The 22,657-nt window shown below is 60.1% G+C and carries 24 protein-coding genes; 10 read left to right on the top strand and 14 right to left on the bottom strand.

The window, feature by feature from the left end; genetic code table 11:
- Positions 1-121: 121 nt before the first annotated feature.
- The 3 genes from QRN60_RS08985 to QRN60_RS08975 all read left to right on the top strand — a co-directional run bounded on the left by QRN60_RS08985 (position 122) and on the right by QRN60_RS08975 (position 3,329).
- Entirely contained in the window at positions 122-760 is a 639-nt protein-coding gene (locus tag QRN60_RS08985) for a LysE family translocator (RefSeq protein WP_003507888.1), read from the top strand.
- 37 nt (positions 761-797) lie between these two features.
- On the top strand, positions 798-1,685 hold the full coding sequence (locus QRN60_RS08980; RefSeq protein WP_080816717.1) for an EamA family transporter: 888 nt from the start codon (positions 798-800) through the stop codon (positions 1,683-1,685).
- 126 nt (positions 1,686-1,811) lie between these two features.
- Positions 1,812-3,329 carry a helicase HerA domain-containing protein gene (locus tag QRN60_RS08975; RefSeq protein WP_165000598.1) on the top strand — a complete coding sequence of 506 codons (1,518 nt, stop codon included), beginning with the start codon at positions 1,812-1,814 and terminating at the stop codon, positions 3,327-3,329.
- Positions 3,330-3,560: 231 nt separating this feature from the next.
- Here the strand turns inward: QRN60_RS08975 and QRN60_RS08970 are convergent, their stop codons facing one another.
- Positions 3,561-4,544 (bottom strand): TerC family protein, encoded by a 984-nt coding sequence (locus QRN60_RS08970; protein WP_129565003.1) that lies wholly within the window; start codon positions 4,542-4,544, stop codon positions 3,561-3,563.
- A gap of 452 nt (positions 4,545-4,996) precedes the next feature.
- On the opposite strand from QRN60_RS08970, the gene rpsD reads away from it, so the two are divergent.
- The 5 genes from rpsD (at position 4,997) to QRN60_RS08945 (ending at position 9,301) form a co-directional block, all read left to right on the top strand.
- On the top strand, positions 4,997-5,614 hold the full coding sequence (rpsD, locus tag QRN60_RS08965; RefSeq protein WP_003516040.1) for a 30S ribosomal protein S4: 618 nt from the start codon (positions 4,997-4,999) through the stop codon (positions 5,612-5,614).
- A gap of 70 nt (positions 5,615-5,684) precedes the next feature.
- The gene (locus QRN60_RS08960) at positions 5,685-6,614 is read left to right on the top strand and encodes a glutaminase (RefSeq protein WP_003507897.1); all 930 of its coding nucleotides are present in this window, start codon (positions 5,685-5,687) and stop codon (positions 6,612-6,614) included.
- A 61-nt stretch (positions 6,615-6,675) separates the two neighbouring features.
- The gene (ttcA, locus tag QRN60_RS08955; RefSeq protein ID WP_003507898.1) at positions 6,676-7,602 is read left to right on the top strand and encodes a tRNA 2-thiocytidine(32) synthetase TtcA; all 927 of its coding nucleotides are present in this window, start codon (positions 6,676-6,678) and stop codon (positions 7,600-7,602) included.
- A gap of 16 nt (positions 7,603-7,618) precedes the next feature.
- A complete protein-coding gene (locus tag QRN60_RS08950) occupies positions 7,619-8,446 on the top strand; it encodes an inositol monophosphatase family protein (RefSeq protein ID WP_099085251.1) in 828 nt (275 codons plus the stop codon).
- Between the two features lie 30 nt (positions 8,447-8,476).
- Complete coding sequence (locus QRN60_RS08945) at positions 8,477-9,301, top strand: inositol monophosphatase family protein (RefSeq protein WP_129565002.1); 825 nt, start codon at positions 8,477-8,479, stop codon at positions 9,299-9,301.
- Between the two features lie 234 nt (positions 9,302-9,535).
- On the opposite strand, the gene QRN60_RS08940 is transcribed toward QRN60_RS08945, so the two are convergent.
- From QRN60_RS08940 to QRN60_RS08925, 4 genes are all read right to left on the bottom strand, one after another.
- On the bottom strand, positions 9,536-10,744 hold the full coding sequence (locus QRN60_RS08940) for a multidrug effflux MFS transporter (RefSeq protein ID WP_031234083.1): 1,209 nt from the start codon (positions 10,742-10,744) through the stop codon (positions 9,536-9,538).
- 137 nt (positions 10,745-10,881) lie between these two features.
- Positions 10,882-11,217, bottom strand: coding sequence for a Grx4 family monothiol glutaredoxin (gene grxD, locus QRN60_RS08935; RefSeq protein ID WP_060723270.1), 336 nt, complete (start codon positions 11,215-11,217; stop codon positions 10,882-10,884).
- A gap of 154 nt (positions 11,218-11,371) precedes the next feature.
- Entirely contained in the window at positions 11,372-11,803 is a 432-nt protein-coding gene (locus QRN60_RS08930; protein WP_003507905.1) for a hypothetical protein, read from the bottom strand.
- Positions 11,800-12,048 (bottom strand): hypothetical protein, encoded by a 249-nt coding sequence (locus QRN60_RS08925; RefSeq protein ID WP_129565001.1) that lies wholly within the window; start codon positions 12,046-12,048, stop codon positions 11,800-11,802. Before QRN60_RS08925 ends, QRN60_RS08930 begins: the two co-directional genes overlap by 4 nt.
- A gap of 110 nt (positions 12,049-12,158) precedes the next feature.
- On the opposite strand from QRN60_RS08925, the gene QRN60_RS08920 reads away from it, so the two are divergent.
- A complete protein-coding gene (locus tag QRN60_RS08920; RefSeq protein ID WP_129565000.1) occupies positions 12,159-13,307 on the top strand; it encodes a hypothetical protein in 1,149 nt (382 codons plus the stop codon).
- Positions 13,308-13,445: 138 nt separating this feature from the next.
- Here QRN60_RS08920 and QRN60_RS08915 read toward each other — a convergent pair whose 3' ends face one another.
- The 3 genes from QRN60_RS08915 to QRN60_RS08905 form a co-directional block, all read right to left on the bottom strand.
- Entirely contained in the window at positions 13,446-13,679 is a 234-nt protein-coding gene (locus tag QRN60_RS08915; RefSeq protein ID WP_003507909.1) for a BolA/IbaG family iron-sulfur metabolism protein, read from the bottom strand.
- A 16-nt stretch (positions 13,680-13,695) separates the two neighbouring features.
- Complete coding sequence (purL, locus tag QRN60_RS08910; protein WP_129564999.1) at positions 13,696-15,930, bottom strand: phosphoribosylformylglycinamidine synthase subunit PurL; 2,235 nt, start codon at positions 15,928-15,930, stop codon at positions 13,696-13,698.
- A 154-nt stretch (positions 15,931-16,084) separates the two neighbouring features.
- The gene (locus tag QRN60_RS08905) at positions 16,085-17,503 is read right to left on the bottom strand and encodes an aminotransferase-like domain-containing protein (protein ID WP_003507913.1); all 1,419 of its coding nucleotides are present in this window, start codon (positions 17,501-17,503) and stop codon (positions 16,085-16,087) included.
- Between the two features lie 93 nt (positions 17,504-17,596).
- Between QRN60_RS08905 and QRN60_RS08900 the strand changes: the two genes are divergently transcribed.
- On the top strand, positions 17,597-17,902 hold the full coding sequence (locus QRN60_RS08900) for a DUF1127 domain-containing protein (protein WP_020012848.1): 306 nt from the start codon (positions 17,597-17,599) through the stop codon (positions 17,900-17,902).
- Between the two features lie 358 nt (positions 17,903-18,260).
- On the opposite strand, the gene QRN60_RS08895 is transcribed toward QRN60_RS08900, so the two are convergent.
- The 6 genes from QRN60_RS08895 to purB all read right to left on the bottom strand — a co-directional run bounded on the left by QRN60_RS08895 (position 18,261) and on the right by purB (position 22,635).
- Positions 18,261-18,710 (bottom strand): hypothetical protein, encoded by a 450-nt coding sequence (locus QRN60_RS08895; protein WP_376903711.1) that lies wholly within the window; start codon positions 18,708-18,710, stop codon positions 18,261-18,263.
- Between the two features lie 33 nt (positions 18,711-18,743).
- Positions 18,744-19,415, bottom strand: coding sequence for a phosphoribosylformylglycinamidine synthase subunit PurQ (gene purQ / locus QRN60_RS08890; RefSeq protein WP_003507917.1), 672 nt, complete (start codon positions 19,413-19,415; stop codon positions 18,744-18,746).
- Positions 19,416-19,435: 20 nt separating this feature from the next.
- Positions 19,436-19,678, bottom strand: coding sequence for a phosphoribosylformylglycinamidine synthase subunit PurS (gene purS / locus QRN60_RS08885; RefSeq protein ID WP_003507918.1), 243 nt, complete (start codon positions 19,676-19,678; stop codon positions 19,436-19,438).
- A 36-nt stretch (positions 19,679-19,714) separates the two neighbouring features.
- Positions 19,715-20,479 (bottom strand): phosphoribosylaminoimidazolesuccinocarboxamide synthase, encoded by a 765-nt coding sequence (gene purC, locus QRN60_RS08880; RefSeq protein WP_003507919.1) that lies wholly within the window; start codon positions 20,477-20,479, stop codon positions 19,715-19,717.
- 203 nt (positions 20,480-20,682) lie between these two features.
- A complete protein-coding gene (locus tag QRN60_RS08875) occupies positions 20,683-21,246 on the bottom strand; it encodes an alpha/beta hydrolase (RefSeq protein WP_003507920.1) in 564 nt (187 codons plus the stop codon).
- A gap of 81 nt (positions 21,247-21,327) precedes the next feature.
- A complete protein-coding gene (gene purB / locus QRN60_RS08870; protein WP_003507924.1) occupies positions 21,328-22,635 on the bottom strand; it encodes an adenylosuccinate lyase in 1,308 nt (435 codons plus the stop codon).
- Between the last annotated feature and the right edge of the window lie 22 nt (positions 22,636-22,657).

Below are 22,657 nucleotides of genomic sequence, written 5' to 3'. Positions count from 1 at the left end.
AGAAAATCCTGCACAGACGTTTTTCGGGTTGTTACGAGAGAGCTGCACGGTTTGTAAAATCCGGCTTGAAGCGAAACATTTTCCGTGGCTTGCTCAAGACTCGGGATAAAGGAGACTCATTATGCCACTGGAGAATTGGCTGGCCTTCGTGGCCGCATCCGCCATCATGCTTGCCATTCCGGGACCGACGATCCTGCTGGTAATTTCTTACGCACTCGGCCACGGCCGCAAGGCGAGCACCGCGACGGTAACGGGCGTGGCGCTTGGGGATTTCACCGCCATGACGGCCTCGATGCTGGGGCTCGGGGCGCTGCTTGCAACATCGGCGGCGCTTTTCACTGGTCTGAAATGGATCGGTGCGGCTTACCTCATCTATCTCGGCATCAAGCTGTGGCGTTCGCCGGTTGGCGGAGAAGGTGCCGAGGGGACAGGCGTGACGGGCCGTGAAAGGCCGCTCAAAATCTTCCTGCATGCCTATATCGTCACGGCGCTGAACCCCAAGAGCATCGTGTTTTTCGTGGCCTTCCTGCCGCAGTTTCTGGTGCCGACGCTGCCCTTCTGGCCGCAGGTGCTGATTTTCGAAGCGACATTCCTGGTGCTTGCCACCTGCAATGCGGCGCTTTATGGACTGCTGGCAAGTGCCGCCCGCAATACGATCCGCAAGCCGAAGGTCCAGCGCATCGTCAACCGAACGGGTGGCGGTCTCCTGATCGGCGCCGGTCTTATCACCTTTGGCTGGAAGCGGGCGGTTTCGGCGTAAAGCACGTCTCGATCACCTGAAATTCGGACATAACAAAATGGCATTGCCGCATATTCTTCTCGCCCTGATCACCGTGTTTTTGTGGGGCTTCAACTTCGTCGTCATCAAGGTGGGCGTCGCCGATATGCCGCCTTTGTTTCTGACGGGGGTGCGTTATCTCTTTGCGGCCGTGCCTTTGGTGTTTTTCCTGCCAAAACCCAATGTGCCGTGGCGGCATATGATCGTTTACGGCATGGCGATGGGTTTCGTGCAGTTCGGCCTGCTTTATCCGGCCATCAAGCTCGGCCTGCCGGCGGGGCTTGCTTCGCTGGTCATGCAGTCGCAGGCCTTCTTCACGCTGGCGCTTGCCGTGGTGTTTCTCGGCGAGCGGCCGTTGCCTTCACAGATCCTCGGCGCGATCATCGCTTTTGGCGGGCTGGCGGTCATCGGCGTGGAGCGCATGACGGCCGCAGCGCTGATACCGCTCCTGATGGGGGTCGGCTCGGCAATTGCCTGGGCCTGCGGCAACATCGTTAATCGCCGTATCGGCCAGGTGAACGCGGTTTCCTTCGTTGCATGGACGAGCCTTGTACCCGTTCTGCCGTTGATCCTGCTTTCGCTGGTGGTGGAAGGACCCGATGCGATCGCGGAAGGCCTGCTCAATGCGACGCCGACGATGGCTTTCGTGGTGATCTACATGGCCTATGGAGCGACCATTGTCGGCGCGGGCATCTGGAGTTACCTGCTTCTGCGTTATCCGGCCGGAACGGTAGCGCCGTTTTCGCTGCTGGTGCCGATTGTCGGTTTCATCAGCGCCTATCTCGCTTTTGCGGAGCATATCACCGTCTTCGAAGTGGTCGGCGCCGCATTGGTCATCATCGGCCTGATGCTGAATGTGTTCGGCAGGCGGCTTTCATTTTTGCGGGTCTCGTCCGGGACCGCATAGATGCGGCGTAATTGCCTGTGCATTATCGGCATGGGGCAGACGCAACAGGCGATTTTTTGGTAAAGAGCATGTTCGGCCGCCGCCAAGGGAATCGGCCGGATGACATGCAGCACGAGGAATGGAACATTGCAGGTCGGCATCGACATGGGAACCCTATCGGGCGGGCAACAGGCCAAGCTCGATATTGAAGAATTGCTTGCGACACGTTTGCTGGTGCAGGGCAATTCCGGTTCCGGCAAGTCGCATCTCCTGCGCCGGCTGCTGGAGCAATCGGCGCAATGGGTGCAGCAGGTCATCATCGATCCCGAGGGCGATTTCGTCACTCTTTCCGATAAGTTCGGACACGTGGTGGTGGATGGCGAGCGCACCGAAGCGGAGCTGGCCGGCATCGCCAACCGCATTCGCCAGCACCGCGTCTCCTGCGTGCTGACGCTCGAAGGCCTTGATATCGAGCAGCAGATGCGTGCCGCAGCCGCTTTCCTCAACGGCATGTTCGATGCGGATCGCGAATATTGGTATCCGGTGCTGGTCGTGGTGGATGAGGCGCAGATGTTTGCACCCTCCGTCGGCGGTGAGGTGACCGAGGATGCGCGCAAGGCGTCGCTCGGCGCGATGACCAATCTGATGTGCCGCGGCCGTAAACGCGGGCTTGCCGGCGTCATCGCCACGCAGCGGCTTGCCAAGCTCGCCAAGAACGTGGCGGCGGAAGCCTCGAACTTCCTGATGGGCCGCACCTTCCTCGATATCGACATGGCGCGCGCCGCCGACCTGCTCGGCATGGACCGGCGACAGGCGGAAATGTTCCGCGATCTGCAGCGCGGCAATTTCGTGGCGCTTGGGCCTGCGCTATCGCGCCGCCCGCTGCCGATCGTTATCGGTGCCGTGGAAACCTCGGCGCGCTCGTCCTCGCCGAAGCTGATGCCGCTGCCGGATGCGCCCCAGGATGTGGAAGACCTGATCTTCACGCCTGATCCGGAAGAGTTCACGCGCGCTGTCGTGCGCCGTACGCCGCCAGCACCACGTCCGACGACCGATATTCTCGCCGAGCTCTCCCGTTCAACGCCCGCCGCCGTCGGTCCTTCGCCGGAGCCATCGCCGCGTGCAGGTCAGCCGGAGCTGACGCCGGAGGAGCGAGAGGAGAAGATCGCCGCTGTGCTGGTCGAAATTCTCGACGATCCGCAATCGGCCTATCGCACCGACGCCGTGCTTTATCAGGATTTTCTGGTGCGCGCCCGCATGCGCCGCATTCCCGGCACGCCGATGACGCTGGCGGAATTCCGCCGGCAGGTGGCGATTGCCCGTTCAGGCGTGGATGCGGCGATGGCGGCAAGCGAAGGCTGGGAAAAGGCGCTGGAACTGTCGATGTCTGTTTCCGATGACCTGCAGGGCGTTTTCCTGCTTCTGGTCAAGGCTGCACTTGGCGAGGAACCTTGCCCGTCGGATGCCCGTATTGCCCGCGCCTATGGCACCCATTCCGCCCGCCGCGCCCGGAGGCTGCTCGGTTATTTCGAGGAGAAGGAGCTTGTGGTGGTGCATGCCGATTTCTCCGGCAAGCGCATCGTGGCGTTTCCCGACCTCGATGCAAAAACCGCACCCGGCGACGCGGATGCGGCTGAGGATGATGCGAGACTGGCGGCGGAGTGAGGTTGGCGGGCTGCTTGTGTAGGCATACCTCTCCGTCCTGCCGGACTTGATCCGGCATCCAGCCACGGCGCGTCTGCGCCGTGAGAAGAGTCTATTGTGATCAAGGACTTGATCACGCTGGACCCCGGATCGGGTCCGGGGTGACGGCGTGTGTATGATGCTCCGAAACCACGCGCATCTGTCTGCGGAAGTTCCTTTGAGGAGGCGTTTCCGCCTCCTCGTTGCATATTCTTATTCTACGGCCTTTGCTTCCTTGCGTGTCGCGATCAGCGAACCGATGATGCCGGTTGCGAGGATGGCGACGGTGACGCCGAGCGAGACTGCCGGCGGGATCTTGGCGATGCCGAGCATGTCGGCCACGAAAATCTTCGAACCAACGAAAACCAGAACCGCAGCCAGCGCATATTTCAGATAGGCAAATCGGTGGATCAGGGCGGCAAGCGCGAAGTAAAGGGCGCGCAGGCCGAGGATCGCGAAGATGTTCGAGGTATAGACGATAAACGGATCGGTGGTGATCGCGAAGATTGCCGGGATCGAATCGACCGCGAAGATAAGGTCGGCGATTTCGACCATGATGAGCGCCAGGAAGAGCGGCGTCACGAAGGTCTTCAGCTTGCCGGTGGTCGCATCCGTTTCCTTGACGAAGAACTTCTCGCCATGCAGCTTCTCCGTCACCGGAAGGCGGCTGCGCAGGAATTTCAGGATGCGGTTGTTGCCGATGTCCGATTCGTCATGGTCTGACGAGAACAGCATCTTGAGGCCCGTGAAGACGAGGAAGGCCGCAAAGAGATAAAGCACCCAGTGGAAGTTTTCGACAATGGCGGCGCCGCCGGCAATCATGATGCCGCGCAGAACGATCACGCCGAGGATGCCCCATAGCAGCACGCGGTGCTGATATTGGCGGGGAATGGCGAAATAGGAGAAGATCATCGCGATGATGAAGATATTGTCCATCGCGAGGCTTTTTTCGACCACGAAGCCGGTGACATATTCCATCGCTGACTGTTCACCGGACTGGTACCAGATCCATCCGCCGAAGGCCAAGCCGATGGCGATATAGAAGCCTGACATCAGCAGGCTTTCACGGATGCCGATTTCCTTGGAGTTCTTGTGCAATACGCCAAGATCGAGCGCCAGGAGGCCAAGGACGAGAGAAATGAAGACCGCCCACATCCATGTGGGGGTACCGAGAAAATCGTTGAGGAGGAACTCCATCAGTCAACCTTTAGCCGGACGAGGTTGGCTTTGCGGATGGGGAACGTGCGTGAAGAATATGCTTGGGCCCCAACCTAAAGAAACTCGACATCACGTGTTGTCCGGTAACACGCCAGAGGGGCCCGAGTTCTGATCACGACGGAGAGATGGGTGGGCGCTCGGGCTTTTCAAGGGCAGGATTGAGAAAAAAAGCGGCGGGTGTTGTTTGACAAATTTGTAAAACATGTTTAGAAGCCGCCCCAACGCCGGGCAGTGATGTCCGGTGTGTTTTGTTGACTGCCCTGCAGTTTAATAACTGACGTTCGGCGGTCAATATCACCGACATGTCCCGTGGTTTCTCCATTTGCATGTGAGAAGCCTGTCAGAGGCCCTGAAACGGGCTTCAGAGGAGGGCGTGTTTCCTTAAACCGGTTTGGCAACAGGCCGGCATAACCTTTTGAGAAGGAAATACGATGAGCAAGCGCGAATCGGCTAAGTACAAAATTGACCGCCGCATGGGCGAAAACATCTGGGGCCGTCCGAAGTCCCCGGTAAACCGCCGCGAATACGGCCCGGGCCAGCACGGCCAGCGCCGCAAGGGCAAGATGAGCGACTTCGGCACGCAGCTGCGCGCCAAGCAGAAGCTCAAGGGCTACTACGGCGAACTGCGCGAAAAGCAGTTCCGCGCCACCTACGACGAAGCAAACCGTCGCAAGGGCGATACCTCCGAGAACCTGATCGGCCTGCTCGAGTCGCGTCTGGACGCCATCGTCTACCGCGCCAAGTTCGTTCCGACCGTTTTCGCATCGCGTCAGTTCATCAACCATGGCCACGTCACGGTTAACGGCGTTCGCGTCAACATCGGTTCTTACCGTTGCAAGCCGGGCGACGTTATCGAAGTTCGTCAGAAGTCCAAGCAGCTGGTGACCGTTCTCGAAGCCGTTCAGCTCGCAGAACGCGACGTTCCTGATTACATCGAAGTCGATCACAACAAGATGGTTGCGACCTATGCTCGCATCCCGGCTCTGTCTGACGTTCCGTACCCGGTCGTCATGGAACCGCATCTGGTCGTCGAATTCTACTCGCGTTAATCGACGCGTTTCAGTATTGAGAAAGCCGCCCCTCGGGGCGGCTTTTTTTGTTTGCTGGGGAAGGCTTTGCATGCAGGATATTCAGGCGATCGTCGATTCCATTTACGACAGCATGGTGCCGCGCCTGGGCGAGGGCAAAGTTGCGGACTATATTCCCGAGCTCGCCAAGGTCGATCCGAACCAGTTCGGCATCGCCATCACTACCGTCGATGGAACCACCTATACGGCCGGCAATGCGCTCACGCCGTTTTCGATCCAGAGCATCTCCAAGGTCTTCATGCTGACGCTGGCGCTCGGCAAGGCGGGAGAGACCGTGTGGAACCGGGTGGGGCGAGAGCCTTCAGGGTCTTCCTTCAACTCCATCGTCCAGTTGGAGCATGAGCACGGCATTCCGCGCAATCCCTTCGTGAATGCCGGCGCTATCGTGGTGACGGATATCGTTCTTTCCGGCCACCAGCCGCGTGAGGCGATCGGCGAACTCTTGCGCTTCGTGCGTTATCTCGCTGACGATGACACGATCAGCATTGACGACACGGTGGCGAAATCCGAGCAGGCGACGGGTTTCCGTAATTTCGCACTCGCCAATTTCATGCGCTCCTTCGGCAATCTGCATCACCCCGTCGAATATACGCTGGGCGTTTATTTTCACCAATGTGCGCTGTCCATGACCTGCGCGCAGCTCTCTCGCGCCGGGCTGTTCCTTGCCAATCGCGGCCGCAATCCGCTCACCGGCCACACGGTCGTTTCGGACCGGCGGGCGCGGCGTATCAATGCGCTGATGCTGACCTGCGGCCATTATGACGGATCGGGCGATTTCGCCTATCATGTCGGCCTGCCGGGCAAGAGCGGCGTCGGCGGCGGCATCATGGCGGTGGCACCTGGCAAGGCGTCGATTGCGGTCTGGTCGCCGGGTCTCAACAAGGTGGGCAATTCAGCACTCGGGTCACAGGCGCTGGAAATGCTGGCGACGAAAACCGGCTGGTCCGTATTCGGGGCTTGATATTGCCGGCGGATGGGGGCATTGCCTGCACTAAGAACGGCAGTCGTGCCGGAGCGAGCTGATGATGAACATTCTCACCAAGATCGATGACATCGCTGACAGGGTCGGGGCAGATCAGGACCCGTCCGAAGAAAACGGCAGCTCGCATCCCCTGTTCGACAATGCACCGCGCTCAGTCTCGTTCAACAAGCTGCGCAAGCGGCTTCTGCGCAATGTCCGTCAGGCCTTTGAAGATTTCGGCATGCTGAAGGGCCAGAAGCGTTGGCTTGTCGGCCTTTCCGGCGGCAAGGACAGCTATGGTCTTCTGGCGCTGCTGCTTGATCTCAAATGGCGCGGTCTGCTGCCGGTAGAGCTGATCGCCTGCAATCTCGATCAGGGCCAGCCGAATTTCCCGAAGCATGTGCTGCCGGAATATCTGGCGAAAATCGGCGTTGCCCATCGCATCGAATATCGCGACACCTATTCGGTGGTGAAGGAGAAGGTGCCCTCGGGCGGGACTTATTGCTCCCTCTGTTCGCGGCTCCGGCGCGGCAATCTTTACCGCATCGCGCGGGAAGAGGGTTGCGACGCATTGCTGCTCGGCCATCACCGCGAGGATATTCTCGAAACCTTCTTCATGAACTTCTTCCATGGTGGTCGCCTTGCAGGCATGCCGGCAAAGCTGATGAATGACGAGGGTGACCTGATGGTGCTGCGCCCGCTCGCCTATTGCGCCGAAGATGATATGGCGAAATTCGCGGCGGCGATGGAATTCCCGATCATTCCCTGCGACCTCTGCGGTTCTCAGGACGGGCTTCAGCGCAATGCCATGAAGGAGATGCTGGCAGACATCGAAAGGCGTATGCCCGGCCGCAAGGACGTGATGCTGCGGGCGCTTGCCCACGTCAATCCGTCGCACCTGCTCGATCCGAAGCTTTTTGATTTCTCGGCGCTTTCTGTCACCGGGGCGTCACCTGAAGAGCGTAGGGAGGCCAACTCCCCCTTATGAAGAAGTGCCCCGCCCGATGACCCTTTCCGATAAAGATATCGACTTTCTCATTTCCACCGTTGCCGCTGCCGGCGTGAACGAAATTCTTCCCCGCTTCCGAAACCTGAGCGCCGGCGCTATCTCGGAAAAGACCTCCGCCGTTGATCTCGTTACCGAGGCGGATGTTCTCGCTGAAAAAGCAATAACAGCCGCTCTGCTCCAGCGGTTCCCGAAGGCCCATATAGTCGGCGAAGAGACGTATGAGGCGGACCAATCCGTCATTCCGGCGCTTGCCGATGCGCCGCTTGCTTTCGTGATCGATCCCATCGACGGCACTTTCAATTATGCTTCCGGTTTTCCCGCTTTCGGCACGCTGCTTGCGGTCACCGTCAAGGGCGAGACGGTGGCGGGTTTCATTCATGATCCTGTCATGGGTGACACCATCGTCGCCCTGAAAGGCGAGGGCGCGTTTCTCAACCGCAGGAACGGTTCGCAGGCGAAGCTCAAGGTCGCCGATCCCGTGCCATTGTCCGAAATGGTCGGCATTTTCTCCTGGGGCCACAGCCATCAGGATCGCCGTCCGGTGATCGCCGCCAATATGGCGAAGATAAAGATGGCGCTTTCAATCAATTGCTCGGCACATGAATACTGGCTCGCCTCGGCCGGCAAGCTGCATTTCATCGGCCATGAGAAGCTGATGCCGTGGGATCATCTCGCCGGCGTGCTTGTTCATCAGGAGGCGGGTGGTTATACGGCCCGTTTCGACAATACGCCCTATCGGCCGGGACAAACGGAGGGTGGCATCCTGTCCGCTCCCGACAAGGAAAGCTGGAAGATGCTGCGACGGGAAATCGTCGCTTTATAGTCGTTACGCTCAGAAAGAAGGATATCGCCCATGGCTCTCGAACTCGACATCGCCTCTCTTGCCAACGCGCTTCAGGAGGCGGCGGCAGTGGAAATCCTGCCGCGGTTCCGCAATCTGGGCGAGGGCGATGTTCGGATAAAGAGCGAGGCGATCGACCTTGTGACCGAGGCCGACGAGGCTGCGGAGCGGCTTATCCGCGCCCGTGTACAGGAAATCATGCCTGATGCGCTGTTCATCGGCGAAGAAGCGGTGGCGGCGGACGCCTCGCTGCTCGGCAAGCTTGCCGATGCCGATCTTGCCGTGGTGGTCGATCCGATCGACGGCACCTATAATTTCGCCTCCGGCCTGCCGCTCTTCGGCGTGATGATGAGCGTTATCTCGAAGGGCGAGACCGTTGCCGGCCTGATCTTTGATCCGATGGGCAATGACTGGGCGATTGCCGAAAAGGGTTCCGGCGCCTGGCTTTGCAGTGCTGATGGTTCGCAGACCGAGATGTCGGTCGTGCCGGCGCCTGAACTGTCGCAGATGGTGGGCATCGCCAATACCGGCTATTTCGACGTTGAGACACGGCGCAAGATTCTGACGAACCTCGCCGATGTGCGGCTGTTCACCAGCTATCGCTGCGCGGCGCATGAATACCGCCTGTTCTGCGGCGGCCACATGCATTTCCTGATGTATAACAAGCTGATGCCCTGGGACCATCTGGCCGGCACGCTGCTTTCGCAGGAAGCGGGCGCCTATGCGGCGCGTCTCAACGGCTCGCCCTATCTGCCGCGGCATGTGGATGGCGGGCTGTTGCTGGCACCCAATCAGGAGACGTGGGAATTGCTGCGCGAGAAGATTTTTACGGTTTGAGGCGGCGAATTAATGTGGGGCTGGGCAGGAAGGCTTTCTCCCGTCATGCCGGACTTGATCCGGCATCCAGTAGCCGTGCGTCTGCGCGGTGGAAAGAGTCTTCTCAGCCCAAAGACTTGGGCTGGCTAGACCCCGGATCTAGTCCGGGGTGACGGGCTGCGGATGACGTGAACTCGTAATCAACAAAAAGGGCGCGGAACAGAATTCCGCGCCCTTTCATTTTTCTAACGGCCCTTACCGTGTCGGCTTGTTGTGGGCCTGAAACAACACGCCCTTTTCCCCGATCAGCACGAAGATCAGACCGATGATGGAGACGACGAAGAAGCCGGCCACCATGGGCAGTGCGGTGCCGTCGAAAGCCTGGCCGATGGCGGCACCAATCAGCGAGCCGCCGACCGTTCCCATGAAACCGATAACGGACGAGGCCGTGCCGGCGACGTGGCCGAGCGGTTCCATGGCGAGCGAGTTGAAGTTTGAGCCGATCCAGCCGAACTGGAACATGGCGAGCGCGAAGAACACGATGAAGATCGCAAAGGGCATCGGTTCCGGGCCAAGCACCTGCACCACCAGCCAGATGAAGGTGATGGCGATGAAGCCCAGCAGGGATCCGTGCGACAGCTTGCGCATGCCGAACCGGCCGACAAGCCTTGCATTGATGAAGGACGAGAAGGCCATGAACAGCGCCACGCCCGCAAAGGCCGCTGCGAACCATGCACCCAGCCCATAAATGCCCTTGTAGACCTGTTCGGCCGAATTGATGAAGCCGAACAGCGCACCGAAGATAAAGGTGCTGGAGAGCGTGTAACAAAGCGCAATGCGGTTGGTGAGCACGATCTTGAAGCCGCCAAGGATAGAACGGGCGGTGAAGGGGCGGACATCGTCCGGATGCAGGGTTTCCGGCAGGCGGAAATACATCCAGGCCGTCACGACGGCGGCAATTCCCGCCATGAAGGCGAAGATCAGATGCCAGTTACCGAAAAACAGCACGATCTGACCGGTGCCGGGTGCGATGACCGGAACGACCATGAACACCATCATGATCAGCGACATGACTTCCGCCATCTGGCGGCCGCCATAGATGTCACGCACGATCGAGATGGTAATGACGCGTGTCGCCGCCGAGCCGATGCCCTGAATGAAGCGCAGGATCAGCAGGCCGGAGAATGACGGTACGAAGACTACGGCGAGGGCTGAAACGATATAGATCGCAAGTCCGACGAGCATCGGCTTGCGGCGTCCGAAACGGTCCGAGATCGGACCGTACAGAAGCTGCGCGACGCCGAAGCCCAGAAGATAGGTGGAAATGACATATTGGCGGTGGTTTTCATTGACGACGCCAAGCGATGCGCCGATTTCCTGAAGACCCGGCAGCATGATGTCGATGGCAAGCGCGTTCAGCGCCATCAGCATCGCGGCAAGCGCGATGAATTCCGTGCGCCCCATCGAGCCTGCGCGCGAAGCGGTGGATTGTGAAAGTTCTGTCACAGGATTGCCCCAAAAAGAACGGCAAAGGCGTTGCATGAAGCAACGCCTGGCATAGTTTTCTGACAATCAGGGTGGGCCGGATGAACCGGCCGAAATCAGGCCGCGCCGCGGACGCTGATACCCTGTTCTTGGAAGTGGCTTTGCAGTTCGCCGGACTGGAACATCTCTCTTACGATGTCACAGCCGCCGACGAATTCGCCCTTGACGTAGAGCTGCGGGATTGTCGGCCAGTTGGAATAGTCCTTGATGCCCTGACGGATGTCGGCATCGGCAAGCACATTGACGCCCTTGTAGTCGACGCCGAGATAATCGAGGATCTGTACCACCTGTCCGGAAAAACCGCACTGCGGAAATTGCGGGGTGCCCTTCATGAAAAGAACGATGTCGTTGCTCTTCACTTCGCTGTCGATCATGTCGTTAATGCCGCTCATAGGCCTATTCCTTTCACATGCGGTTCAAGGCCGCTGCTTTCCGTTTGTTCCTAGATAACATGTCGCGGCGCGATTTCCACCCGGGAAGCGTAAAAAACTGCGGGTGTGGCATCATTGGAGAGGGATCGAAATTTCGCGTCCACGTCGCAGCGGGTCAGGTGTCGGGATAGACCAGAAGTATTTTGCCGATCGTCTTTCGCGGTCTGGAGACGAGCGGGACTAATATGCCTGTCTCGTCAGCGAAAAGATCGAGTTCTTTCTGGTTCTGGAGTGTCATCACTGAGCGGCCGGTCGCTAGCGAACAATCTCGTTCGCAATCCACCTGCATTTCACTCACCAGTCGGTCGTTTTGGTGGTCGATTTTGAGATCGACAATTAATTTAGGCTCTTCCTGTTTAAGCAGACGGCAGGTTTGACCAATTTTGCAAAGCGCGGTGCCGGCTATCGGATCAGCATCATGAAGCAGCACGGCGAAGCCGATTTTGATCTCTTTGTTACTTCTGTCGTCGGTGAAGCCCATGCGTGTTGCGGAAAGAAACAGGAGGGCGCAGGCAAAAAACAGGCAAAGCCGCTCGTTGCGGATCATCGATATCTCTGTCGGCTGCGCGCAGCGGCCGTGCGTCTTTTGCTCACCTGCTTCTTGGCTGGCTTGGGTTTGACGGCTGCGTTGATCGCGGCTTCCAGGACCGAGCCGACGATGCCGCCGGCAAGGGAACCGGCGCTTTTCGTCCGGCGGGCTCTTCGGGTCTTGCGGATACCGGTCTTGGTCAGCACTTCGGCCAGAGCGCTCTTGACGACGCCGTTGAGCAGCTGATCGACGATGCCAGACAATTTTCCCTCGCCAATAAATAAATCATATTTCCGTCGCGATTTTTACTATACGTGCATCGCCCACTGTATCAAGCGATCCTTTCGGGTGTCTCCAGCCCGAAGGTTTATGCATGCCGAGCGTCAAGTCACGACTTGTTCTTTATTTCCCCGGTTTCGATCCGCTCGATGCGTCGGCCCATCATCTGCGTTACCAGCGGGCGGCGGCGCTGGCCGGCAAGACTTGGGATGTCGACTATGCGGTGGGACCGCTCACGAACACGCCGGCGGGTGAAACATTCACGGTGGAGGCTTCGGCGGGCGACTGGCGGACGCGCTCCGACATTTTCGTTTACGATCATAATGCGGTGATATCGCAGTTACGGGATGCGCCGGTCCGGCAGCAGATCTGGCTTGGTTTCAAAGCCGGTGCAGGCATTATCGCCGAGGGCGGTGCGGCGCGCTACTTCCGCCATGCCTGGCGTTTTGGTCTGTTCTTCATCTTCCCGTTCCTGCTGATGCTGGTCGGCGGTGCTGTTGCTGCGGCTATTGCGCTCTCGCCTTCGCTGCTCGGTTTGCCTCTCTGGCTCTTCGCAATCAGCCTTCCCGCCGCCGCCCTGTTTTTCGTGAAGGCGTTTCTGCCTTTTGCGGAGCGGTTTCACACCCTGCATCTTTATGCGGACTGGCGCTTCGCGCTCGCTGTCGGCCGCGATGAAGCGATTGCCCGTGACTGGATCGAAGAGAGGGCCGCACTTGTTCTGACGGCGCTTGAGCAGCCCTCGGACGAGGTTCTGGTCATTTCGCACAGCATGGGCGCCAGTCTTGCGCTCGCCGTGATCGGCCGCGTGCTGGAACTCAGGCCGGATGCGCTGGATGGCCGGAAGCTGTCCTTTGCAACGCTGGGCGGCGCAGCGCTGCAATGTGCGTTCCTGTCGAGTGCGGACAGGCTGCGTGAGAGCGTCGGCGTGATTGCACGTCACCCTGAGGTGACATGGTTCGATATCCAGTGCCTGACCGATCCGATCCACCTCTACCGCTGCAACACGGTTGCGCTGACCGGCCATAAGGATGCGCCGCAGCCGAAAATCGTACCGATCCGTTTCAAGCATTCGCTGTCATCGGAACGCTATAAAAAGAACAAGCGCAACTTCCTGCGCATGCACCGGCAATATGTTCTGGGGCCGGATCGCAAATCCGGTTACGATTTTACCCTGCTGACGGCGGGGCCTTTGCCGGCCGCATCCTTCGCCGATCTGGATTCGCAGAGCCCGCCCGCTTTGTAAGCGGCGTTCGTGCATTCTGCCCAATATGAAAAGGCCCGCGTGAGAGCACGCGGGCCTTTGATTTAATCCGCAGTCTTCACGCTCTGCCGCAGATCGGACAGAGACGTGCTGTTGCCGACACCGCTTTCACGGGCGCAATCATTCGGGAGCCGAAGTCTGCAGGGCAAGGGCATGCAGAACGCCGCCCATATTGCCCTTCAGCGCATCATAGACCATCTGGTGCTGTTGCACGCGGGTCTTGCCCTTGAATGCTTCCGCAACGACTTCCGCCGCGTAGTGATCGCCGTCACCGGCCAGATCGCGGATCGTGACCTTTGCCCCGGGAATTCCCGCCTTAATCATGTCTTCAATGTCGCCGGGTTTCATGGGCATGGTGTTTCTCCTTAATTCATTCTGCGGCGAGCAAAGTTTCGCCGTCCATGAATTGAGGGAACCACGATTCATAGGCCAAGTGCAATTCTTTAATCTCGACAGCCCGCGCCGTGCCCAGCTTTACGCTTGCACCGCCGGTAACGCCGATTGCCGGGCAAGAAACGCCTGCCGCCTTGGCAGCCGCCTGCACCTTGTCGAGATCACCCTTCTTGACTGTCAGGACGTAACGGCCCTGGTCTTCGCCATAGAAGGTGAGGACCGGATTGTGGCCTTCGACCGCATCGATCGTCGCGCCGATGCCCGACGAAATCGCCATTTCGGCAACCGCAAGTGCCAGACCGCCCGAAGAGCAATCGTGAACGGCTGTCGTAAGACCATCGGTGATGAGCGTGCGGACGAAATCGCCGTTTTTCTTCTCGGCAGGCAGATCGACATGCGGTGCCGGGCCATCAATGCGGTTATGGATGTCGCGCATATAAACCGACTGGGCGATGTGCGTGCCGAGACCGGCAGGCGCGCCGACCAAGAGCACCACTTCGTCAGCGGCGGCAAAGCGGATGCGCGCCATGCGGCCCCAATCCTTCAGGAGGCCGACGCCGCCGATGGTGGGGGTGGGCAGGATCGCCTGACCGTTGGTCTCGTTGTAGAGCGAGACATTGCCGGAAACGATCGGGAATTCCAGCACGCGGCAGGCTTCGCCGATGCCCTTGATGGCATGCACGAGCTGGCTCATGATCTCAGGCTTTTCCGGATTGCCGAAATTGAGGTTGTCGGTAGCCGCCAGCGGCAGGGCGCCGGTTGCGGTGATGTTGCGCCAGCATTCGGCCACGGCCTGCTTGCCGCCTTCGAAGGCATCTGCCTCGACATAACGCGGCGTCACGTCGGAGGAGAAAGCGAGCGCCTTCTTGTCATGGCCTTCGACGCGGACGACGCCGGCATCGCCGCCCGGAAGCTGCAGGGAGTTGCCCTGGATCAGCGTATCGTACTGTTCGTACACCCAGCGGCGCGAGGAGTTGTTGGCCGAACCGACCAGCGAAACCAGCGCATCGGCAATATCGGCCGAAGGAATGTCGTTTTCCGAAAGCGGCGCCTGAACCTTGGCGGGCGTCCACGGGCGGTCATATTCCGGAGCCTGATCGCCGAGATCCTTGATCGGCAGGTTGGCGACTTCCTCGCCATTGTGCAGCACGCGGAAGCGCAGGTCGTCGGTGGTCTTGCCGACGATGGCGAAGTCCAGACCCCATTTAACGAAGATCGCCTTGGCGACCTCTTCCTTGGAGGGCTCGAGAACCATGAGCATGCGCTCCTGGCTTTCCGACAGCATCATTTCGTAAGCCGTCATGCGCTCTTCGCGCACTGGCACGGCGTTGAGATCGAGTTCGATGCCGAGGTCGCCCTTGGCGCCCATTTCGACGGCCGAGCAGGTGAGGCCGGCGGCACCCATGTCCTGAATGGCGATGACCGCGCCGGTCTTCATCAGTTCGAGGCAGGCTTCCAGCAGGCACTTTTCGGTGAAGGGGTCGCCGACCTGAACGGTCGGGCGCTTTTCTTCGATCGACTCGTCGAATTCGGCAGACGCCATGGTCGCGCCGCCGACACCGTCACGGCCGGTCTTTGCACCGAGATATACCACCGGCAGGCCGACGCCCTTGGCTTCCGAAAGGAAGATCGCGTCGGACTTGGCAAGGCCAGCAGCAAAGGCGTTGACGAGGATGTTGCCGTTGTAGCGCGGATCGAATTCCACTTCGCCGCCAACCGTCGGCACGCCGAAGGAATTGCCGTAACCGCCGACACCGGCGACGACGCCAGCCACGAGGTGGCGGGTCTTCGGATGGTCAGGCGCGCCGAAACGCAGCGCATTCATGGCGGCGATCGGGCGTGCGCCCATGGTGAAGACGTCACGCAGGATGCCGCCGACGCCGGTCGCCGCACCCTGATAGGGCTCGATATAGGACGGGTGGTTGTGGCTCTCCATCTTGAAGACGACGCAGTCGCCATCGTCGATGTCAACCACGCCGGCGTTTTCGCCGGGGCCCTGAATGACGCGCGGACCTGTTGTCGGCAGGGTCTTCAGCCACTTCTTGGAAGACTTGTAGGAGCAGTGCTCGTTCCACATGGCCGAGAAGATGCCAAGCTCGGTAAAGCTGGGCTCCCGTCCGATCAGGTCGAGGATACGCTGGTATTCGTCGGGCTTCAGCCCGTGGGATGCAACGAGTTCCGGGGTGATCTTGATGGAGTTTGGAATCGACATAGGTCTCACGCGGTTCGAGCCGAGGAAAGTTTCCGGTTCTTTAGCGCAAGAGGCTCAATGGCGCGACAGGAAAATGCGCTGTTTTGCCGGTTAATTGGCGGTTTATGCCGTTATTCGCTGGCGGCGCATGGTCTGCGCGCCAACGCACATCGGGTCATGCCACGCTCTCATATCCGGCGGAGCCATTATCGAGCAGGTGGCGGAGGACGCCGAAGGCATGCGTCAGTTCCTCGCGGGTGGAGGGGCCTGAAAAGCTGATGCGGACGCGGTGGAAAACCTTGTCCGTCCGTCCGGCCTTGAACTCGTCCTCGTCGTCTATCAGCACGCCTTCCTTCATCGCCGCATTGCGGAAGGTGCCGGAAAGCCAGGGTTCGGGCAGTCTCAGCCACAGGAAGGCGATATCCGGCAGCGAATTGAAATCCAGTCCGGCAAAGGCGCGGCGGGCAATCGCTTCGCGTTGATTGATTTCGGCGATGCAGTCCTTGCGAATATCATCGGCGTCACCGCTATTGACGAGGCGCGCGTTCAATTCGGCCAGCATGAAGGGTAGGCCGCCCGTCAGCATCGAGTGGGAAATGCGGATACGAGAGGAATATTGCGCCGGGCAGGCGACCCAGCCGCCGCGCACGCCGGCGGCGACGGATTTCGACAGGCCGCCGACCACGAAGGTGATATCGGGCGCAAATTCGGCGATCAGCGGGATCGCCTCGCGGGTCATCGCGCCGTAGAGATTGTCCTCGATGATCCACACGCCGTAACGGCGGGCGATATCGGCAATCGCGCGGCGGCGCTCTTCCGGCAGGGTGGCGCAGGTCGGGTTCTGGCCGGCCGACATCAGGAAGATCATCTTCGGATGCTGCTGGGCGCAGACGCGCTCGAAATCATCAGGGACAATGCCGTTCTCATCCGCTTCCACGAGCGTCACCCGCCGACCGGCAAGGGCGGCGCTGCGGCTGATGTGGGAATAGGTGACGGGTTCGAAGACGATACGGTCGCCCGGCGCGGTCATCGCCGTCACCACACTCATCACCGCCGCATGGGCGCCAAGCGTCGAGACGATGTTTTCCGGTTTCGGCGACCAGCCGTTCTGGGAAAGCCAGCGAACGCCCGCCATGCACCAGCTGTCGGGGAAGGAGCGGGCGTAATTGGTGATGTCGTAGGCATGCTCACGGGTGACGGCCTCGATGTGCCGGGCGATCAGCCCGCTCTGGCCGACATCCGGTGCAGCCGTCGTGTTCAGCCTGAATTCGGCGCTGCTGTCGATGGCGTGGCGTGTGCTGCCGAAGGCCGCCGCTGCCGGTTCCAGGGGCAATGAGGGGGCAGGGGTCTTGCGCTCATTGACATAGGTGCCGCGTCCGACCTCACCGCTGACGAGGCCACGTTCGTGGATGAGCGCATAGGCCCGGCTGATTGTACCGATTGTCACACCGAGATCGTAAGCAAGATTGCGCTGGGGCGGCAGTTTCGAGCCTGCCTGCAGGGTGCCGTCGGAAATCGCGCCTTCAATACTGTCGGCGAGGCGAAGATAAATCGGGCCGTCGCCCTCGGTGATGTCGGGAAGCCAATTTGTCATGGTGACAATTTATGCATTGTATCTATCGGGAAGTCAATTGTATTTATTGTCTGCATTAATTGAGGATCAACGAACGGAGACAATAGGTGCAATATGCGCAAGATGGATCAATACCTTTCGACAGCGGATACACTCTATCCTGATGGCTACGAACGGGAACGCGTGTTCCGCGATGCCGGCGACATGGTCGCACCGGCGCCCTTTCCGGCCAAGATCGCCCACACGCTTATTGGTCGCCTGATTGCGGGCATGTTCAATTGGCACCGGAAACGGCAGGGACGGCTCGCTTTGCGGGAATTGTCCGACGATCTTCTGGAGGATATCGGCGTTACGCGGGATGAAGCACTCAACGAGGCCGCAAAATCGCGGCTTCTCTCCTGGCCCTCCCGGTCGCTTTGATTTTTTGTCGGAGAGCGGTGCCTTCTTTCCCCGGCGCCATCAAGCCATTCGGCAGCCCGCCACGCCACTCCCAACCGGCGCTGGCGGGTTTTTTTATTGGATTGCCGAGAGCCTCTTTGCCAAATCGACAAGTACGTTACAGGGATTTCTTGCGCCGGGCACATCCGTGTCCCTCATTCCTGTGCTTGTCACAGGAATCCAGCCGATGCGCGTCTGCGCGGCGGAAGGACTCCCCTCAGCCCAGGGACTTGGGCTGGCTGGATCCCTGTGACAAGCACAGGGATGAGGATAGAAACGATGCATCCCAAGCTAAGAACTAACCGATGCGCCCGCCGCGGACCGTTTCCGCGCTTGTCGATCAGCAGCCCTTGCCGCCGTTCGCCCAGCGCTTGACGTCGGTTGCGATGCGGCCGGAAATGGCTTCGTTCATCACGGGTCCGAAAGCGTCGAGCTTTGCCGGATTGCCTTCGGCCTGAACCACCAGCATGGGGCGCGATTCCGGGCTGTTGCGCGGCACGAGCAGGATGCGCGGGCGGCCGGAGAAGGAGTTGAGTTCAGGGGCCAGACGATAGGCCTTGAAGGCCGCATCGCCCGACTTGAACCAGCAGGCATTCGCGCCAAGCGCGATCCGTTCCATGGTCGGCAGGGCCGCGCGGGAGACGGAGGCAGCCGGCTGCGGTTTCGGCTGGCAGGCGGCAAGTGCGGCGGCAGCGAGGATCAATCCGGCGGCTTTATGGGCATTGTGTCGAAGAAGACGGGGCATCAGGTCATCCAGAAGAAAGGCCGAAACGGCGCCGAAAGCCGGCATCAAAAAAGGCGGGCCTGAAGCCCGCCCGGTCTATCAGGCTGCGATGACGCCGAGCGCCGAAGCGAAGAGGCCGCGGCCGTCATTGCCGCCATGGGCGGCTTCGATGAGGTTTTCCGGATGCGGCATCATGCCGAGAACATTGCCCTTGGCGTTGATGACGCCGGCAATGTCGTTCAGCGAGCCGTTGGGGTTGGTGTCCTCGGCATAACGGAACACCACCTGGCCGTTGCCTTCCAGCGCCTTCAGCTCTTCGGCTTCGACGAAATAGTTGCCGTCATGATGGGCGACTGGGCAGCGCAGGATCTGGCCCTTGTCGTAAGCGCGTGTGAAATCGGTGTCGTTGTTGGCGACTTCGAGCTTCACTTCACGGCAGACGAATTTCAGCGAGGCGTTGCGCATCAGCGCACCGGGCAGCATGCCTGCTTCGACCAGAATCTGGAAGCCGTTGCAGACGCCGAGAACCTTGACGCCTTTTTCGGCCTTTTCGCGGATGGCCTGCATGACCGGCATGCGCGCGGCGATGGCGCCGCAACGCAGGTAGTCACCATAGGAGAAGCCGCCCGGAATGACGATGAGATCGACATCGGGAATATCCGTTTCCGTCTGCCAGATGGTGACGGGCGCGCTTCCGGAAATTTTCGTCAGCGCCGCGATCATGTCGCGGTCGCGGTTGAGGCCGGGAAGTTGGACGACAGCGGATTTCATGGACGGCGGCTCCTGCGGCTTCAGAGGATGGCGATAGCGTAGTTTTCGATGACCGTGTTGGCCAGGAGCTTTTCGCACATCGCCTTCAGGTCGGTCTCGGCCTTGGCCTTGTCGGCGCCTTCCAGCTCCAGGTCGAAGACCTTGCCCTGACGGACATGGCCGACGCCACCGAAACCGAGGCTGCCGAGCGCGCCTTCGATTGCCTTGCCCTGCGGATCGAGAACGCCGTTCTTCAGCGTAACAGTCACCCGTGCCTTGATCACCTGATCTTCTCCTGATTTTACCCTACGAGGCCAATATTACTTTACGAGGACCGGACCAGTGCCGCGGATCGGTTCGTTTTCATTGATGATGCCGAGACGGCGTGCCACTTCGGAATAGGCTTCCACAAGTCCGCCCATGTCGCGGCGGAACAGGTCCTTGTCCATCTTTTTCTGGGTCTCGATGTCCCACAGGCGGCAGCTGTCTGGCGAAATCTCGTCGGCGAGGATGATGCGCATCATGTCGCCTTCGAACAGGCGGCCGCATTCGATCTTGAAGTCGACGAGCTGGATGCCGACGCCGAGGAACAGGCCGGAGAGGAAGTCGTTGACGCGGATGGCGAGCGCCATGATGTCATCAAGCTCGGCGGGGTTGGCCCAGCCGAAGGCCGTGATGTGCTCTTCGGAGACCATCGGGTCTTCCAGCTCATCCGACTTGTAATAGAACTCGATGATCGAGCGCGGCAGCACCACGCCTTCCTCGATGCCGAGGCGCTTGGAGAGCGAGCCGGCGGCGACATTGCGCACGACGATCTCAAGCGGGATCATCTCCACTTCCTTGATCAGCTGCTCGCGCATGTTGAGGCGGCGGATGAAGTGGGTGGGAATGCCGATCTTGTTCAGATGCGTGAAGACATATTCGCAGATACGGTTGTTCAGCACACCCTTGCCGTCGATGACTTCATGCTTCTTCTTGTTGAAGGCGGTCGCATCGTCCTTGAAGAACTGGATAAGCGTGCCTGGCTCCGGACCTTCGTAGAGGATCTTGGCCTTGCCTTCGTAAATACGGCGGCGACGGTTCATAATTGCAGGTCTCTTGGTTGACGCCGATTCTGGTGGCGTTGCGTTTGGTCTTTGAAGCGGTCCCATAAAGGAAAAGAGTGCATTCTACAATGCGGCTCGCATATTTCCCTTCAATTCTTGTGACAGGCCGGAGAAACCGCGGCACCCGGAAAATAGGCTTCCGGGGTAGATCGAAGGGGAGGCGGCCCGCACGGCCGCCGCCGTCAGGGCTCGACAGCCTTCAGCCTGCTCAGGAACTGGGCGAACACCATGCCGCCTTCCGGCCACGGACCATGGCCGGACTCGCTGTTGATATGGCCGGACATGCCGGCGTCGATCAGCAGCGAACCCCAGGCGGCGGCAATGTCATCGGCGTGTTCATAGGAGCCGAAAGGATCGTTCCGGCTGGCGATGGTGATCGTCGGGAAAGGCAGCGGGTCGCGCGGGTAAGGCCCGAAGGTCATCAGGTGCTTGGGCCGGATATCGGGATTGGCGACATCGGGCGGCGCAACGAACAGCGCACCGGACACCTTCTTGCCGATTTCCGGCAGGGCGTGGATGACGGTCGGCACGCCAAGGGAATGGGCGACGAGAACGATGGGCTTGGTGGAGGCGTTGACCTCTTCCACCAGCCGGGCGACCCAATCTTCCTTCACGGGTTTGGCCCATTCGGCCTGCTCGACGCGACGGGCGGTGGAAAGCTTGCGCTCCCAGCGGCTCTGCCAGTGGTCGGGGCCGGAATTGGTATAACCGGGGACGATCAGGATATCTGCTTCTGAAACTTTCATGCGCCCATATCTGTGTTGTGATGCCGCCGCGATCAAGGTCGCGGCGACATTAACTTCAAGGTCTCTTACTCAGCTCAAGTCTCAGGCGTTGCCGAAGACGCGGGTGAAGATCGTGTCGACATGCTTGGTGTGGTAACCGAGGTCGAACTTTTCGCGGATGACCTCTTCGGGAAGTGCGGCGCGCACTTCCTCGTCGCCCAGCAGTTCCTCAAGGAAGTCGGCGCCCTGTTCCCACACCTTCATGGCGTTGCGCTGGACGAGACGATAGGCGTCCTCGCGGGAAACGCCTGCCTGCGTCAGCGCCAGCAGAACGCGCTGCGAATGCACGAGGCCGCGGAACTTGTTCATGTTCTTCAGCATGTTGTCCGGGTAGATCACCAGCTTTTCGATGACGCCGGCCAGACGGTTCAGCGCGAAGTCGAGCGTGACGGTCGTGTCGGGGCCGATGGCGCGCTCGACCGAGGAGTGGCTGATATCGCGCTCGTGCCAAAGGGCAACGTTTTCCATTGCCGGAACGACGGACATGCGCACCAGCCGGGCAAGGCCGGTGAGGTTTTCGGTCAGAACCGGGTTGCGCTTGTGCGGCATGGCGGACGAACCCTTCTGGCCCGGCGAGAAGAACTCTTCCGCTTCCAGAACCTCGGTGCGCTGCATGTGGCGGATTTCGATGGCGACGTTTTCGATCGACGAGGCGATGACGCCGAGGGTCGCGAAGAACATGGCGTGGCGGTCACGCGGGATGACCTGCGTGGAGACCGGCTCGGGGATGAGGCCGAGCTTTTCGCAGACATGTTCTTCGACGCGCGGATCGATATTGGCGAAGGTGCCGACGGCGCCGGAGATCGCGCCCGTGGCGATTTCGGCGCGGGCATTGACGAGGCGCTCGCGATTGCGGTGCATCTCGGCATAGAAGCGGGCAAAGGTCAGGCCCATGGTGGTCGGCTCGGCATGGATGCCGTGGCTGCGGCCGATGCGCACCGTGTTCTTGTGTTCGAAGGCGCGGGTCTTGAGCGCCGTCAGCACCCGGTCCATATCGGCGAGCAGCAGATCGGCGGCGCGCACGAGCTGGATGTTGAGCGTGGTGTCGAGCACGTCGGAAGAGGTCATGCCCTGATGCACGAAACGGCTGTCAGGGCCGACAAATTCGGCAAGATGGGTGAGGAAGGCGATGACGTCGTGCTTGGTGACGGCTTCGATTTCATCGATGCGGGCGACGTCGAAGGTGGCGCTGCCGCCTTTTTCCCAGATCGTCTGGGCAGCCGACTTGGGGATGACGCCGAGTTCGGCCAGCGCGTCACAGGCATGTGCCTCGATCTCGAACCAGATGCGGAACTTTGTTTCCGGCGACCAGATGGCGACCATTTCCGGCCGGGAGTAACGAGGGATCATGGCAATGACTTTCTTTGTGGAG

The sequence above is a fragment of the Agrobacterium sp. CFBP2214 genome (assembly GCF_030209895.1).
Classification (GTDB): Bacteria; Pseudomonadota; Alphaproteobacteria; order Rhizobiales; family Rhizobiaceae; genus Agrobacterium; species Agrobacterium radiobacter.
Note: the sequence above shows the minus strand (reverse complement) of the source record. Positions and strands in the feature narration are given on the sequence as shown.